This is a genomic window from Gelidibacter gilvus, assembly GCF_004115975.1.
Taxonomy (GTDB): domain Bacteria; phylum Bacteroidota; class Bacteroidia; order Flavobacteriales; family Flavobacteriaceae; genus Gelidibacter; species Gelidibacter gilvus.
Genome location: NZ_SDDZ01000006.1, coordinates 156,983 through 173,877 on the forward strand (window position 1 = coordinate 156,983; position 16,895 = coordinate 173,877).

The following is a 16,895-nucleotide window of genomic DNA, read 5'->3' on the forward strand; positions in this document are numbered from 1 at the left end:
CAATAGGAGTTTAAGGTTAGAAGCATTTCTAAGATTTAATTGACATTCTACTAAGATCTAATTGATATTCTACCCCATAACTTTAATCGGTTAATTTAAATTGATAGTTTATCAACATGAATTTTGTACCATTACGTTTCAAGTTAATATTAATCATCATTATTGGTTGAACATATTTGACTTAAAGTGTCCTTTAAATAGAGAGCAATGATTGAACATCTATTTCTCAAAAATTTAAAATTTAAATAAACTTATGATTGAAGGTATAAAAGATAAGAGCCAATGGAATGCAGAACTATCGTTGATAAAGCATTTAGATGTTTATCACACCTATGACTATCATCATATTTCTAAAAACGAAGATGACTTACCAATCCTTTTAAAATATACTGAAGGTAATACGACATTGCTCTTGCCTCTACTTTTTAGACCTATTGAAAACACCGGTTATAATGACGCCACATCTGTATATGGATATGCAGGATTATTGACTGCAAACATTGATATAGATTTTGATAAGCGAAATTTTCAAAAAGAGCTTCACGAGTTTTTTGTTGAAAATAAAATTGTTTCTGTTTTTTCACGACTACATCCTTATATAAAACATCAGGAAAAGCCACTTGTGGGACTAGGTAGCATTACGGCACTTGGGCAGGTCGTATATATCGATTTGAATGATACGCTAGAAGATCAGAGAAAAATGTTTAATAGGCGCATGAAAACTTATTTAAACAAATCACGTAAAATCTGTACCGTTATTGAAAGTAAACGTGAAGACCATCTTCAAACCTTTATGGAGTTGTATAGGGATACAATGACGCGCGTGAATGCCGATAAAAGATATTTCTTTAGTGATGATTACTTTAAACAGTTGATGTCAAGTAAGGATTTCGAAGCAAAATTATTACTGAATATACATAACGAATCACAATCCATGAGCGGAGGCGCATTGTTTCTAGTAAAAGGTAATTTTGTACAATACCATTTGTCTGCGCTTAATGAAGACTTCCACGATTTGAACAGCATTAAACTTATTATTGATGAAATGCGTATCAAATCGACCAATTCTGAATTTGATTATTTAAATCTCGGGGGTGGCAGGGGAAGTAATGAAGATTCACTATTCGCTTTTAAAAGTAGTTTTTCTAAAAAATTTAAAGATTTTAAAATCTGGAAATATATAGTCGATGAAAAAATGTATGACATATTGACAGAAAATCACTTAAGGGAATCAACTGAGAATGAACACATTGATCCTGAGTTTTTTCCAGCGTACCGCTCCTCTGTAAATATGCATTCGTGAGAGATTACCCTTTTCTGAATTGAAAATGTATTCTCCTTTTTTCTACTTAAGAACGTATTCTATTAGAATTTCCCAATAAAATTAATTAGGCGCTAATATCCTTGTTGACTAGAGATTTTCCTTGGACGGAGTGTCATTATATTTTTGGTTTTTAACCGATATTACTTATAAAGTACGTGTTGATATCAAATGACACCACATTCCATCACTCATGAGATCACATGTATTTAAAAATGGTATTCATATAAATCCTTCTTGCCAAAATTGAATTTACAACAAACCCATGGAATCCTAAATTAAATTAAACCTTAATCTCTTTCTGACATATTCTCGAACTTCCTTATCTTGATCCGAAAGTTCCTAAACATAAAAAGTATTTTTGATAGTTTTACAAATATTACCTAGCATTAGGAATTTAAAATACCTTTAGAGCCCACTTAAGATAGTTCATTAATTTTAACTTCAACCGTAAATGGAACATGCCGGTTTTCAACAAAGCAATTTCTAAAGCACCAAAAGCAATTAAAAAATGATCAATGAATTGAAAGAAAGTTACGGGCACTTATTTGAAGATGCCTTGCTCAATGAAATAGTCCAAGTAGGAACTTTCAAAGAGATTCCAGAAGGTTTTAAGATGATGGAAATTGGCGAATATGTAAGATCCATGCCATTACTTATTTCTGGCGTTATTAAAGTATTACGGGAAGATAATGAAGGCGATGAACTTTTACTTTATTATTTGGAAAAAGGCGAAACCTGCTCCATGACCATGACCTGTTGCCTCGGTCAAAAACAAAGCGAAATCAGGGCCATTGCAGAAACAGATACCAAATTAATTATGGTGCCAGTTGCCAAAATGGAAGAATGGACGGCGAAATATAAGTCATGGCGAAATTTTGTTTTTGAAAGTTACCATAATCGCATCAACGAATTGCTAATGACTTTAGACAGTATTGCTTTTTATCAAATGGACGAAAGATTGACACAGTATTTAATTGAAAAGGTCAGGGTCAATGAGAATGATATTATCAATAGCACCCATCAGGAAATTGCCTACGATCTTTATACTTCTCGCGTCGTTATCTCAAGACTATTAAAAAAAATGGAGCAGCTTGGAAAGATAGAGCTCGGTAGAAACTATTTAAAAATAATAAAACTATAAGGACTATGTAACCAATGTTACCACATTTATCATGTAAACGGGGTATTTTTGACGCACAAGTTATAATTTATGGAATTAATTGAGATTTTTGGATATATAAGCGCATTGGCAATTGGCATTTCATTAGGCATTATTGGCGGGGGTGGATCAATTTTGGCAGTACCCGTTTTAGCATATCTATTTTCCATTGACGAAAAGGCCGCAACAGCCTATTCTTTATTTATTGTAGGTGCCAGTGCATTAGTTGGCGGATTTCAACAACACCGTAAAGGATTCGTAGATTGGAGAACTGCATTTGTATTTGGCGTTCCGTCAATTGTTGGGGTCGCCTTAGTAAGATATTTTGTGATTCCTGCATTACCTGAATTATTTTTTACACTAGGTGATTTTGAATTTACAAGACGCATGGGAATGTTCGGATTTTTCGCCCTATTGATGATTCCGGCAGCAATCTCAATGCTTAAGGAGAATAAGAAAACCGTTTCAGATAAAACTCAAAAAGTCAAATACAACTATCCTTTAATCGTACTCGAAGGTTTACTCGTGGGTGGAATCACTGGCTTGATTGGCGCAGGTGGCGGATTTTTAATCATTCCGGCACTCGTCATCTTGGCAAAAGTTGAAATGAAAGTTGCCGTTGGTACTTCCTTGATGATCATCGCATTCAAATCACTTTTAGGTTTCTTTTTGGGAGACGCCTTAACCATGACCATAGATTGGGCGTTTTTGGCGTTTTTCACCGGTTTATCTTTTGTAGGGATATTTATTGGCAGCTATCTGAGTAATTTTATAAATGGTAAAAAATTGAAGAAAGCTTTTGGTTATTTCATTTTTGTCATGGCATTCTTCATTTTCTACATGGAATTTATAGTCAAACAATAATATGTAACTTAGGTTACTGCAGGGATTTATAAGTGTTTATACATTTGAACAAAATTCGCTCCTCAAGACGGGTTCTACAGAGGAAAAACTCACAAATTATTATTAAAATTTCTTCGATCGGCATCGAAGAAGCAAATATTTAAAACAATGAAAATAGAGCAAATTTATACAGGTTGTTTATCACAAGGCGCCTATTATATTGAAAGCAATGGAGAAGTGGCAGTCATAGATCCGTTAAGGGAAGTGCAACCATACCTTGACAGAGCAACAAGGGATGATGCTAAAATTAAATATATTTTTGAGACCCATTTTCACGCAGATTTTGTAAGCGGCCACGTGACACTTGCAAAAGAAACGGGAGCAGCAATCGTATATGGACCAAATGCCAATCCTTCCTTTGATGCCCTTATTGCCAAAGACGGTCAGGAATTTAAACTTGGGAATATTACCATTATTGCCTTACATACACCGGGGCATACCATGGAAAGCACGACGTTTCTTTTAAGGGATAAAAACGGTAAAGATCATTCAATTTTCAGTGGAGACACTTTGTTTTTAGGTGATGTGGGCCGGCTTGATTTAGCTCAAAAAATGGGAATTTTAACAGAAAGGGATTTGGCTGGTTTTCTATATGAAAGCTTACGCACCAAGATCATGCCTTTAGCCGATGATGTTATCGTTTATCCAGCACACGGTGCAGGTTCTGCTTGCGGAAAAAACATGATGAAAGAAACGGTGGACACTTTGGGCAATCAAAAAAAGATGAACTACGCTTTGAGAGCCGATATGACCAAAGAAGAATTTATTGATGAAGTTATTGATGGTCTGTTGCCGCCGCCATCCTATTTTCCGCTCAATGTCAAAATGAACAAAGAAGGTTATGAAGATATCGACGCTATTTTAAGAAGAGGCACTCAAGCCTTATCCGCCGACGCTTTTGAAGCCGCTGCCAATGAAACTGGCGCCGTGGTATTAGATGTCAGAAGTCAGGAAGAGTTTGCCAAGGGACATATTCCGAGATCCATATTTATCGGCTTGAACGGTGGTTTCGCTCCTTGGGTAGGATCACTTATTGCCGATGTTAAACAGCCAATTCTATTGGTAGGAAGAAGAAACTGTGACACGTTTATCACGCGTGGGATTTGATAATACCTTAGGCTATCTCAAAGATGGTTTTGCAACCTGGAAAAAAGCAGCTTTCGAGTATGATACCGTAACTTCAATCCAAGCCAAAACATTTAAAGAAATTATTGCAACAGACAACGTACCAATTTTTGATGTCAGAAAAGAAGGTGAATATCTATCAGGGCACGTAGTGAATGCCAATAACACGCCTTTAGATTACATCAATGATCATTTGGCAGAATTTCAATGCAACCAAACATTTTATGTGCATTGTGCGGGTGGTTACAGGAGCATGATTGCGGCATCTATTCTAAAAAGTAGAGGCATCCACAATCTTATTGATGTGGCCGGTGGAATTAGTTCCATAAAAGAAGCAGGCATTCCCCTATCAGAATTTGTATGTCCTTCAACATTGTAAAAATATAATAAGAAAATATAAAAATATTTAAATTCATGAACACTTCAATAGTCGTACAAAACCTAAAATGTGGTGGCTGTGTAAATACCATTACTACCAAACTTTCAACTATTGCAAATATTAGTAATTTGCAAGTAGATGTTGAGGAAAGCAAGATCTCCTTCACGTATTTAAATGAAGCTGATGCACTTCAAGTCAAAGAAAAACTAAAACATCTTGGCTATCCCTCCGTAGAAGACAGCAATTCCTTAACATCGAAGGCAAAATCCTTTATAAGTTGTGCCACTGGTAAACTATCGAAATAAAAACTAATAAAAATGAAACCTATAGCTTTCGTACTTATCGTATTCATATCTTTTTCTAGCTGTAATGATGGAAAAAAAACCAAGAGCATTTCAGTAGAAGAAAAAACAGCATCAGCAACAGTCATTGATACTGCTATTTATGCGGAACGAGGACTTGAATATGCGTTAAACTCGCAAGCTGTTTTAGGAAAAAACTTAATGCAAGCCATTCAGAAGGACGGCACCATAGGAGCATTATCATTCTGTAATGAAAAGGCCTATCCTCTGACAGATAGTATGGCAGTAGTGCAGAATGTAAGACTTAAACGTGTTTCAGATAAACCAAGAAATCAGAATAATCAAGCGAATGCTGAGGAGTTGAAATATATTGAGGCCTACAAAAACGGGATCGCTAAACAAGAACTTCCAGAGCCGTTGGTCACACAATCAGATACAAAAGTGCAGGTGTACTACCCTATTTTAACAAACACTATGTGTTTGCAATGTCACGGACAATCCAAAGACATTGTACCATCTACACTTAAAAAACTGACCTTTTTATATCCAAAAGACAAAGCTTTAGGATACGATCTCAATGAAGTGAGAGGCATTTGGAAAGTCACTTTTGATAAATAAAATATTTTAGATATGAGCAAATTTTCAGAATTAATAAATCAGGACAAACCAGTTTTAGTGGATTTTTTCGCAGAATGGTGTGGACCGTGTAAAATGTTAGCGCCAATTTTAAAACAAGTAAAAGAAAGCTTAGGCGATGGTGTTTCCATTATAAAAATAGATGTCGATAAAAATCAAGCCTTAGCTGCTAAATATCAAGTTAGAGGAGTTCCCACCATGTTACTATTTAAGAATGGAAAACAAATTTGGAGACAATCTGGTGTGCTACAGAAAGATGAAATCATAAATATTATCCAGACTACAAACTAATGAATTTATCGGAAGAGTTTTGGGATGATCGCTATATAAATAAAGATACAAGGTGGGATTTGGGCGAAATCTCACTGCCCCTTAAAACTTATTTTGATCAGTTGACCAATAAGAATTTAAAAATTTTAATTCCCGGCGGTGGCAATTCATATGAAGCCGAATATCTACATCAACAAGGATTCAAAAACGTATATGTTGTAGACCTCTCCAAAACGGCATTAAGCAATATAAAACGGCGGGTGCCGTCATTCCCTTCTTCACATCTCATTCACAAGAATTTTTTCGACTTAGACATGTCTTTTGACATAATAATCGAACAAACTTTCTTTTGCGCCTTAAACCCTAATTTAAGACCTTCTTACACTGCAAAAGCTGCTGAATTACTGTACAAAAACGGAAAAATTGTCGGCTTACTTTTTAATGTTCCTCTCAATACCGATAAACCACCATTTGGCGGAAACAGAACAGAATATCTAGATTATTTCAAACCTCATTTCGAGATTCTATTACTGGAACCTTCTTATAATTCACATTCTGCAAGAAGCGGTATGGAACTATTTGTTAAAGTTCAGAAGAAGAGTTAAAACTGGAATAGTTCAATTGTGAGAGAAACGCCTAATACAAGCAAAAAATGTTCTATTGTCTTAGGAACATAGAAGTCAACGAAACTTAATCAATACCATCATGCTATGCTAATTGAGGAGTATCTCATTAACTTTTCTAAAACACCACAAAATCTTATAGCACAGTAACTAGCAAATTGTTTAAAACACATTAAAGCAAAAAAAGTTACTGTAATTTCACTCCCTTTAAATTATAGTCTTCAAAACACCTCTGATGTAATACTCCATTTTTTGAACAGAACGTGCGCAAAATATTTCTATTATTATTTTAAACGAATTCAGATTAATGCTCAATTCTTTGGTTCAAACCATGCCTCTTTACAGAAACTAACATCTTTCACACTTTGTCAAATCCATTAATCGACATGCACCTCTTAGGACTAGAATTAAAAGTAATTATTACACTTTTATCGATTAAAGAAACGACTTGGCTAATTTTTCATACACACTTCCATAATTTATTTAAATTTCGTAAAATATTCTCGAATTCAATGTGTGATTCTTTTAGCTCTTCGTTTTAAAAAATCAAGAAACTCAGGGCGAGCCTCGAGTTATGAGTAGAAAATTGCCTTTTAGATCGAGACAAACCTTGGGGTATTAAAAGTTATTGGTGGGAATCATGAAAAAAACTAATCACACGTATATCTTACAAAATAAACACATCGGTTATTATCTAATTAAAAAATTATGAAGGAATTTATCAGAAAATATGAACTTTGGATTTTTCTAGTTCTTGCCCCTATTTTTAACACCGTTTTGGTATTAGTAACAAGTTCAGGACTTATCCCTCAGTTTGTGTATACTCACGGTCGATTTTATTTTCTTCTGTTATTATTAATTATAATCGTAAAATATAATAGAGGATATAGTGGCATCATAGAAATGTTCAGGCCTATTTTAAACTGGAGAGTCAAACCTAAGTGGTATTTATTCAGTTTCTTTTTTATCATCTCGCTCGTTACGATTACTTTATTATTAAAAAGTTTTTATACAGGAATTAATTTTACTTCTATTTTCAAAGTGAGTTTTAGCAATTTGAGTTTTAGAGGTTTTATAGTAATATTTCTTTGGGCTTTTGTTGGTGAAGTGATTTGGGTCAGTTACTCCATTCGGGAATTAACAAAAAACATAAATCCATTTTATGCAAGTCAAATTGTAGGTTTCTTTTGGGCCTTATGGTGGGTTCCTGTTGTGTTTCTTAATGTTGGTGTAATTTTGGACGTTCCGGTATTGCCTTCTATGTTGATCATTTTAGCTTCCGCAGGCATGTGTACTATAGTTTATGGGCACACTAAAAGCGGAATTTGCGTTCTAATATTACAATTTGTGCTAAATCTTTCTTTAATAGTATTACCAATTTCACCAAGAAATGGAGGTTCAGAGACCTACACAGCGTTTGCAATTTTATATTTTATTTCGATGTTGTTATTTATGTATTTTATGAACCCTATAAAAAACAATAAGATGGTTGAAGTTTCCGCTCTTGCTTCCTCAATAAAATTATGTACGAAAGCTTAAACTAAACAACTTTGGTCTAAAGCCCTCTACCATCCTAACTTTCATTCTGGTGGAGTTTTTAAAAAAGACTAAAAGGCTGTTCATTTGTGAAATTTACAGTAAATATTTTATGGCAACATTTGCAGAAGATGAGTAAATAAGTGATCCAGACTTTTATCGGGACTTCAAATTCGTGTTAAATTTTTAGAGTCTGAAGCAAGATATACTAATTTTCATAGTTTTAACTTCAACGAAGAGCAATAGTGATATTGCAATTTTATTATCTACGGACTATTGAATATAAACTTTGAATAATGAGGATTATAGAATTCACTAGAATAGACTTATTAAATATTTATTTTTATATTTATCCCATCAACAACTGTTGGGAAATATAAAAAAGGTTGAGATACATTGACATTATGAGAAACAAATTGAAATCTAGCTTATATCACTTTCTCTCAGGAACAGTAGGAAATGTACTTGTAATTCTTCAACCAGAAAAAGCCCGCCAACTATCAAAAAATAGAATTGCACTGGTTCACAAGCACAAGAATATGGGGATATCAGATAAGCTAATGCGTGGCGCACTATTGAAAAAGCTTGATAGAATTGATGACCACAACACAATAGCGCAAACAAATCGAGAATTTTGGATCAATAAAAATGCCACAGATTTGTTTTCAGAACTAGAAGATACATTCAATACCGATTTCCTGCCAAACTGTACATTTGTATTTGAATTGCTTAAAGAGGAATTATCAAATGAATCAGAAAAATACGATACCTTGGTGGAAATTGGTACAGGAAATGGAGATGTGCTAAATTACCTGAGCTCTGAATTCCCTGAAATCAATCGATTTATTGGAATAGATCTGAGTAAAGATCAAATTGATTTAAATAATGTCAAATACGGTAAAAATAAAAAACTGGAGTTTGTGGCAGCTGATGCGATGGACTGGGTAAAAGAGCACGGTCAGGGAAAAACTATTTTTGTCACTTCTAGAGGTGTTTTGGAATATTTTTTAGAAACACAATTGCAAGAATTATTTAAGGATATCAACCTTTTAGGGAAAACTTATTTTATTGCCATAGAACCTAATGGCGCTTACCATAATTTTGAGACGAATCCTAGTTCTCAACTTTATGGAAAGGAACCTTCATTTTCACATAACTATCCTCATCTATTCAAAAATGCTGGTTTTAGTTTATGGCATTTTTCTCAAAAAGTTTGGTTTAATGGTACCAATATGCAGACCTTCGTAGGTGCTAAAAATTGAAATCTCATCATCAAAATTAAAATTTTAATGCTTTTTTAAATTTCCAGGAGTTTCAATTGAGCTATAATTGAGCTATATTAACAATAAAATCAATTTGATTTCTGTTAGACATGTTTAATATAAAGTAACCTCAGTGATTTTAACGAGAAAAGCAACAATTGGTCTAATAACTATTATCTATATTCAAAAATTTCTTTAAGTTTCGCTAACATTCTCCCTCACTGTTAACTATAACTGATTTAAAAATTAAAATCATAAGTTTTTGACTTGTGATAAGGCTATTTGTATCTAAAATCATGTAACTATGTATTCTAAAAATAATAACGTTTCAGACCTTAAAAGCGCTTGGTTAGACCTCACTAATAAAACCTAAATGAAATGCATAACTATAGCCACCTGTATCGCCTTTTTGAAAACGCTTCAAAACTATATCCTGATGAGCTTTGCTTATTAACAGAATCTGATCAATTAACCTATAAGCAAACGGAAGTAGAAGTTTCAAAAGTTTATAATATAATCTTGCTTCACGCCAAAAACGAAGCCATTATTGGTGTTCCCACCACGAGGTGTGTGGAGCAAATAATTTTTGTGCTTGCCATTTTAAAAGCAGGTATGGCATATCTTCCTATTGATTTTGGGTACCCTAAAAAGCGACTTGACAGCATGATTAGCAATTCAAAGCTTTCATTTTGTCTTACAACTAAAATAAATGAAGCTATGGTGATTGAAAATGGTCTTCAACCACTCCTGGTTAATGAGCCTATTCCACCTGTTGATAATATTACACGCGATGCCAATACTAGTAAATTAAATACTTATATCCTATACACATCAGGTTCCACAGGCGAACCTAAGGGTGTTTGTATGGGTGAAAATGCCATGATGAATCTCATTAATTGGCAAAACGAAAATTCCATTTGTAAAAATGGAACCCGAACCCTGCAATTCGCACCATTAAGTTTTGATGTTTCTTTTCAAGAAATCATGGCTACATTAAGCAACGGCGGAATATTAGTCCTGATTGATGAGACGCTAAGATTGGACATGGTTGCTCTACTAGAGTATATAGAAAAGAAGCGCATAAATAGGTTGTTTGTACCTTTTGTAGCATTGCAAGCATTAGCCGAGGCGGCCATGAGTTTAAACCTTTTCCCTACCTCGCTAAAAGAAATAATGACTGCAGGTGAACAACTCAAAATCACCCCGCAAGTTAGTCACTTATTTAAAAATATAAATAATTGTGTGCTTTACAATCAATATGGTCCTACCGAATGTCATGTAGTTACAGAATTGAAACTCGAAGGCGATCCGAAACTTTGGCCAACACTACCAACTATTGGGAAGCCTATCAATAATGTTTCCATACTTATTCTTGATAAAGAGCATAATTTAGTGCCTGATGGAACACTTGGCGAACTTTGTATAGCAGGAGAGTGTTTGGCTGAAGGATATATGAATAATATAGAATTAACTAATGAGAAATTCGTTAATTGGAAATCACCCGATGGCAATACCATTCGGATTTATCGAACTGGCGATATCGCTCAATATTTGCCCGATGGGAATATAGAATTTCTTGGACGTCAAGACGATCAAGTAAAAATAAGCGGACATCGCATAGAGTTGGCAGAAATTGAAATTGCCCTTAATTCTTTGTCCGGAATATTACAAAGTGTGGTTATAGCATCCAACCATTTGGCTGGACAAACCCAATTAGTGGCGTATTTGCAACCTAACCAAAAGGATGTCGATGTTGCTGATATTCGTCAGAAAGTCACCACCATTTTGCCAGAGTATATGCTACCCTCCTATTTTATTTTAGTTGAAGATTTCCCTAGAACCTCAAGTGGTAAAATAGATAGAAAGAAATTACCCGCGCCGCAATATAGCCGCCCAAGCTCTGCTCCGCTTTATAAGGCAGCAACCACAACAATTCAGAAAAACATCACTAAAGTTTGGGTCGATTTATTACTTATCCCAGAAATTGGTATTGATGATAACTTTTTTGAATTGGGCGGAACGTCGTTATTAGCGCAAAAAGTAGTTGCAAATCTATTAAAGGATTATAAATATAGATTACCAGTAACGAAACTTTATCAGTTCCCGAGAATTGCTGAAATCGCAAATTACCTTGATCCTAGTAAAAGCACTAAAACCAAAAGAAAATTTAAAAAGACTTCCAATGATGGCACCTCAAAAGATGTGGCCGTTATTGGAATGGCAGGACGTTTTCCAGGTGCCAATTCGATTCAAGAATTATGGGAAGTACTGAAAAACGGTAAAGAAACCATTTCATTTTTTTCATTAGAAGAGTTAGATCAAACGGTTCCTGATGCTTTACGAAATGATCCACTTTATGTTAGGGCTCGTGGGATTATCCCAACGGCTCAAGACTTTGATCCTGGGTTTTTCGGGTTAAATCCGAAAGTGGCCTCCGTAATGGATCCGCAACAACGTCTGTTTTTAGAATCGGCATGGGAAGTCCTTGAACAAACGGGACATTTGCCGAAACATTACGATGGTAGTATTGGTGTTTATGCTGGTACAGGTATGAATACCTATTATTTGAACAATGTCATTCCTAATAGAGAACTCCTAAATCAAGTTGGAGAACTACAAGCGAGCTCGCTCAATGAAAAAGATTATATCGCTACCAGAACTGCTTATCATTTAAATTTAAAAGGACCAGCGGTCAGTGTGCATTCTGCTTGTTCCACTTCGTTATTGGCGATTGCCCAAGCGGTAGAAGCCATTCGAAATGGCCAATGTGACGTTGCTATCGCCGGAGGATCTAGTGTAACTGCTCCCATTTATAGCGGACATCTGTATCAAGAAGGCTCCATTATGAGTCCAGACGGTCATTGTCGCCCATTTGATGCGCAAGCAAAAGGAACTGTCTTTAGCGATGGTTGTGGTGTCGTGCTTTTAAAGGATTTAGAAGAAGCTAAAAAAGATGGCGACCATATATACGGTATTGTCAAAGGTGTGGGTATCAATAACGATGGCGGTGATAAAGGTAGTTTTACAGCACCTAGTGTAGATGGGCAATCTGGTGCCATAGCCCGAGCACTTGATGATGCGAATATTCTAGCTTCTGATATTGGATATGTAGAAACGCATGGAACTGCCACGCCAATTGGCGATCCTATTGAAATTGAAGGTCTTCAAGAAGCGTTCGGTGAGCAGATTCAGAAAGGCTATTGTGCGATTGGTTCGATCAAAAGTAATATGGGCCATCTTACGGCAGCGGCTGGTGTTGCTGGTTTTATTAAGACCATATTGGCAATGAATCACCAACAAATCCCACCTTCATTAGGTTTTTCAAGCCCTAATCCTTCCATCGACTTTGAGAACAGTCCATTCTTCGTAAATAATGTATTACGGGATTGGAAATCTGATAAAGTTCGTCGTGCTGGTATCAGTTCTTTCGGCGTTGGTGGGACAAATGTCCATATCGTCGTTGAAGAATTTGAATCTAAACAAATCAGTTCTGGAAAGAGCAAACCTGTTCAGCTTTTAACTTGGTCTGCAAAAACAGAGAATAGTCGAGATGGTTATAAAATAGCGCTCGGTAATTTTGTAAAGACTTCCAATGATTTAAATCTAGCAGATGTGGCCTATTCCTTAAGTGCTACGAGAGACACTTTTAATAAACGAAGTTTCGCATTGGCCTCTGATACAGAAAATGCTTTTAACCAATTGCTATCTGATAAATCAACGACCGTTAAATCGTCAGATCTAAAAGCAATACCTAGCAACTTAGCGTTTCTTTTTCCCGGTCAAGGAGCTCAGTACTTACAAATGGGGAAAGCAATTTACGACCATGAAAAGGTGTTTCGTGATGCCGTAGATCATTGTGCCGAACTATTACAGGAAGCCTATAAATATGATATTCGAACAATTATTTATCCTGAAGATATTTCGACCAAAGCAGAAGATATTTTAAAGGACACACAATATACCCAACCTGCATTATTCGTCATAGAATATGCATTGTCTCAACTTTGGATGAGTTGGGGAATTCAACCTACAATGCTCTGCGGACATAGTATTGGTGAATTCGTTGCTGCTCATTTGGCGGGCGTATTCAGTTTAAAGGATGCTTTATTATTGGTAGCCGTTCGAGGCAGGTTGGTAAGTCAACTTCCAGGTGGTAGTATGCTATCAGTCAGAACCCCATATGAAAATCTTTCTAAAATACTTCCGGATAAGGTCTCGGTTGCTGCCGTTAATTCTGATCAGCTGTGTGTGGTTTCTGGTGAAAATTCAGACATTATTGCCTTCGCAGATAGTTTAGAAGAAAAGAAAATTGCCAACAGATTACTCTTGACAAGCCATGCCTTTCATTCTCATATGATGGATCCTGTTCTGGAAGAATTTGAAGCAGAAGTCAGAAAAGTAACTTTAAGCATTCCTCGCTTACCTATTGTTTCAACAGTAACCGGAACTTGGATGAGTGATTCTGAAGCCACTGACCCTAAATATTGGACAGATCATTTGCGAGCCACCGTTCGCTTTTCGGACGCTATGGAAACAGCACTTGATTTAGAGGATATCATTTTATTAGAAGTAGGCCCCGGCCGTGCTTTAGCCACTTTATCTCAACAAAAAAAGAACGCTAAGTCGGCAACCTCCATTGCCAGTTTGGTTGCACCTAGTGACAATGAAAATTCTTATCATACGGTTTTATCAGCATTAGGCCAACTTTGGTTAAAAGGTATAGAACCTGACTGGCATGCATTTTATAAGGGCCAATCCCGACAAAAAGTATGGTTACCGGCTTACGTATTTGACCGAAAACGTTGTTGGGTAAATCCACCTGTCACAGAAACAGCTACCACAAATCAATACGAATCAACAGAAATTAACAATATTCAACCTACACAATCTCAACAACAAATGAACACCGTTGCACAACCTCAAAGAAAAACCACGATTCTGGAAAAAATTTCAGATATCATTTTGAATACTTCAGGAATAGAATTAGAAGCTTCTGAGCATGATCATAATTTTCTTGAACTTGGTCTTGATTCGCTCGTATTAACACAAATGGCAATTACTTGTAGAAATGAGTTTAAGACACCCATTACTTTTCGCGAATTAAATGATGAATTGAGCACACCAAATTTATTGGCTGAGCATTTAGATAATGTTCTACCGAAAGAGGTTTATGCACCTGCGGCAGCGCCGGCTCCAATAAATGTTCCAGTAGATGCTCCTGTTAAAAGCATTCAAGCAGCCTCTCATGTTCAAAATAATTTTGCGCCGGCTCCGATTCAAACATCACATTCAGCGTCCTATAATGACAGTACATCTGCAATCGATCTTATCGCACAACAATTGCAATTGTTAGGACGACAGTTAGAATTATTAAAAGGAAATAATCAGGCTCCAATTCCAGCACAACAGTTTAATGCTCCAGTTCAACAATCACCAAGAACTGAAGTGAAATCATCAGACGTAAAACCTTTAATTGATTCAACTTCCGACACGCGTTCTGAAGACGAAAAAAAAGAGCACAGTAAACCCTTTGGTGCCTCTCCAAAAATTGACAGACAATCGACGGAAATAAATACACAACAGCAGACATTCTTAGAAAATCTAACTACATCATACAATAAAAAAACAGCATCCAGTAAAGCGTACGCTCAAAAACATCGCGCCCATATGGCCGATCCTAGAGTGGTTTCTGGATTTAAACCACTGACTAAAGAACTTGTTTATCCACTGGTGGTTGATAGATCTTCGGGCAATCGTCTTTGGGATATTGATGGCAACGAATATATTGACACTTTAAATGGATTTGGATCTTGTTTATTTGGTCATCAACCCGATTTTATAACAAAAGTGTTGCATCAACAGATAGACCGTGGCTATGAGGTTGGCCCTCAACATCCATTAGCTGGTGAGGTTTGCGAGCTCCTTTGTGAATTTACCGGGCATGAACGTGCCGCATTGTGCAACACAGGTTCGGAAGCGGTTTTGGGATCTATGCGAATTGCGAGAACCGTAACAGGACGCTCACTTATTGTTGCGTTCACTGGAGCTTATCATGGCATCAATGACGAAGCGCTTGTAAGAGGTTCAAAAAGCTTAAAAACTTTTCCGGCTGCTGCAGGTATCCTCTCTAATTCGGTACAAAACATATTAATTTTAGATTATGGTACTGATGAAAGTTTAGAAATCATCCGGAAACGTTCTCAAGAAATAGCTGCAGTTTTGGTAGAACCTGTACAAAGCCGGAGACCAGAGTTTCAGCCTGTAGAATTTCTTAAGAAAGTTCGAGAGATCACTACAGCTTCAGATTCTCTACTTATTTTTGATGAAGTAATTACGGGATTCCGAATGCATCCAGGGGGCGCTCAAGCTTTATTTGGCATTAAGGCGGATATCGCAACTTATGGTAAAGTGATAGGTGGCGGAATTTCCATAGGCGCTATTGTTGGAACCAGCCATTGTATGGATGCCTTAGATGGTGGGTTTTGGCAGTATGGAGACGACTCTTATCCGGAAGCAGGTGTAACCTACTTTGCAGGAACTTTTGTTCGCCATCCGCTAGCACTTGCAGCTGCAAAAGCATCATTACTCCATATGCGGGAAATGGGTGGCGCGCTCCAAAGCAACCTGAGTAGAATGACAGAAAATTTTGCGACCGATTTGAATGCAGAATTTACAAAACGTGATTTACCAATAGAAATCAAATTTTTTGGTTCTTTATGGCGACTTAAATTTTCAGAAGAAATCCCTTATTCAGAACTTCTTTTTGTTTTATTAAGAGAAAAAAATGTTCATATTTGGGATGGTTTTCCTTGTTTCATTACCACTGCTTTTAAAGAAGAAGATATTAGCAAGCTTAAAGCCGCTTTTGTTACCAGTATCGATGAACTTATTTCTGTAGGAATATTTAAATCAGAAATTCACATAGAATCAAACGGTATTGACACTAAAAAGTATAGTAAAGATTTGAATCAACCACCAGTTCCCAATGCACGGCTTGGTACGGACGAAATGGGTAATCCAGCTTGGTTTATTCCAGATGCTAAGCAAGAAGGAGGATTTATAAAAATAGATTTATGAATAAAATAGATCTATACGGCCACAAAAATTATTGAACTCGTTAATAAATAAATATTTTCTATAGATATTAAATGGATGATGAACTATCACAAGAATGCCAAAGATAATCTTAAGGTTTCTAATCCTTACGTCATAACCGATGCCTTTTAAGGATGGATTACAAAAGAAAAGATTGCACTTTTTTTTAAAAAATTTAAATAAAATGATATAACAGCAAAAGTTCTATGGCAGCAAAAGCGGATAATGTTTATCTACAGACTAATTTAATAGATTAAACTCTTAGAAATACAGAAGTAATG

The 16,895-nt window shown here is 36.0% G+C and carries 10 protein-coding genes and 1 pseudogene; all 11 read left to right on the top strand.

The genetic code is table 11. From position 1 onward, the window contains the following. The first annotated feature begins 253 nt into the window (after nucleotides 1-253). The gene (locus ESZ48_RS11685; RefSeq protein ID WP_129017670.1) at nucleotides 254-1,303 is read left to right on the top strand and encodes a GNAT family N-acetyltransferase; all 1,050 of its coding nucleotides are present in this window, start codon (nucleotides 254-256) and stop codon (nucleotides 1,301-1,303) included. Nucleotides 1,304-1,832: 529 nt separating this feature from the next. Next, nucleotides 1,833-2,465, top strand: a complete 633-nt coding sequence (locus ESZ48_RS11690; RefSeq protein ID WP_129017671.1) for a Crp/Fnr family transcriptional regulator — start codon at nucleotides 1,833-1,835, stop codon at nucleotides 2,463-2,465. Between the two features lie 69 nt (nucleotides 2,466-2,534). Beyond that, a complete protein-coding gene (locus ESZ48_RS11695; RefSeq protein ID WP_129017672.1) occupies nucleotides 2,535-3,347 on the top strand; it encodes a sulfite exporter TauE/SafE family protein in 813 nt (270 codons plus the stop codon). Nucleotides 3,348-3,494: 147 nt separating this feature from the next. Next, nucleotides 3,495-4,890, top strand: a pseudogene (locus ESZ48_RS11700) (MBL fold metallo-hydrolase). A 35-nt stretch (nucleotides 4,891-4,925) separates the two neighbouring features. Beyond that, entirely contained in the window at nucleotides 4,926-5,195 is a 270-nt protein-coding gene (locus ESZ48_RS11705) for a heavy-metal-associated domain-containing protein (RefSeq protein ID WP_129017673.1), read from the top strand. Nucleotides 5,196-5,207: 12 nt separating this feature from the next. Beyond that, on the top strand, nucleotides 5,208-5,810 hold the full coding sequence (locus ESZ48_RS11710; RefSeq protein ID WP_129017674.1) for a Tll0287-like domain-containing protein: 603 nt from the start codon (nucleotides 5,208-5,210) through the stop codon (nucleotides 5,808-5,810). Between the two features lie 12 nt (nucleotides 5,811-5,822). Then, nucleotides 5,823-6,119, top strand: a complete 297-nt coding sequence (gene trxA / locus ESZ48_RS11715) for a thioredoxin (RefSeq protein ID WP_129017675.1) — start codon at nucleotides 5,823-5,825, stop codon at nucleotides 6,117-6,119. Continuing rightward, nucleotides 6,119-6,703, top strand: a complete 585-nt coding sequence (locus ESZ48_RS11720) for a methyltransferase domain-containing protein (RefSeq protein ID WP_129017676.1) — start codon at nucleotides 6,119-6,121, stop codon at nucleotides 6,701-6,703. The genes trxA and ESZ48_RS11720 overlap by 1 nt, the downstream gene beginning before the upstream one ends. 726 nt (nucleotides 6,704-7,429) lie before the next feature. After that, nucleotides 7,430-8,260: a hypothetical protein gene (locus ESZ48_RS11725; protein ID WP_129017677.1), complete on the top strand. Its 831-nt coding sequence runs from the start codon at nucleotides 7,430-7,432 to the stop codon at nucleotides 8,258-8,260. Between the two features lie 401 nt (nucleotides 8,261-8,661). Further along, nucleotides 8,662-9,519: a class I SAM-dependent methyltransferase gene (locus ESZ48_RS11730; protein ID WP_129017678.1), complete on the top strand. Its 858-nt coding sequence runs from the start codon at nucleotides 8,662-8,664 to the stop codon at nucleotides 9,517-9,519. Nucleotides 9,520-9,897: 378 nt separating this feature from the next. Then, complete coding sequence (locus ESZ48_RS11735) at nucleotides 9,898-16,596, top strand: polyketide synthase (RefSeq protein WP_129017679.1); 6,699 nt, start codon at nucleotides 9,898-9,900, stop codon at nucleotides 16,594-16,596. Nucleotides 16,597-16,895: the final 299 nt, after the last annotated feature.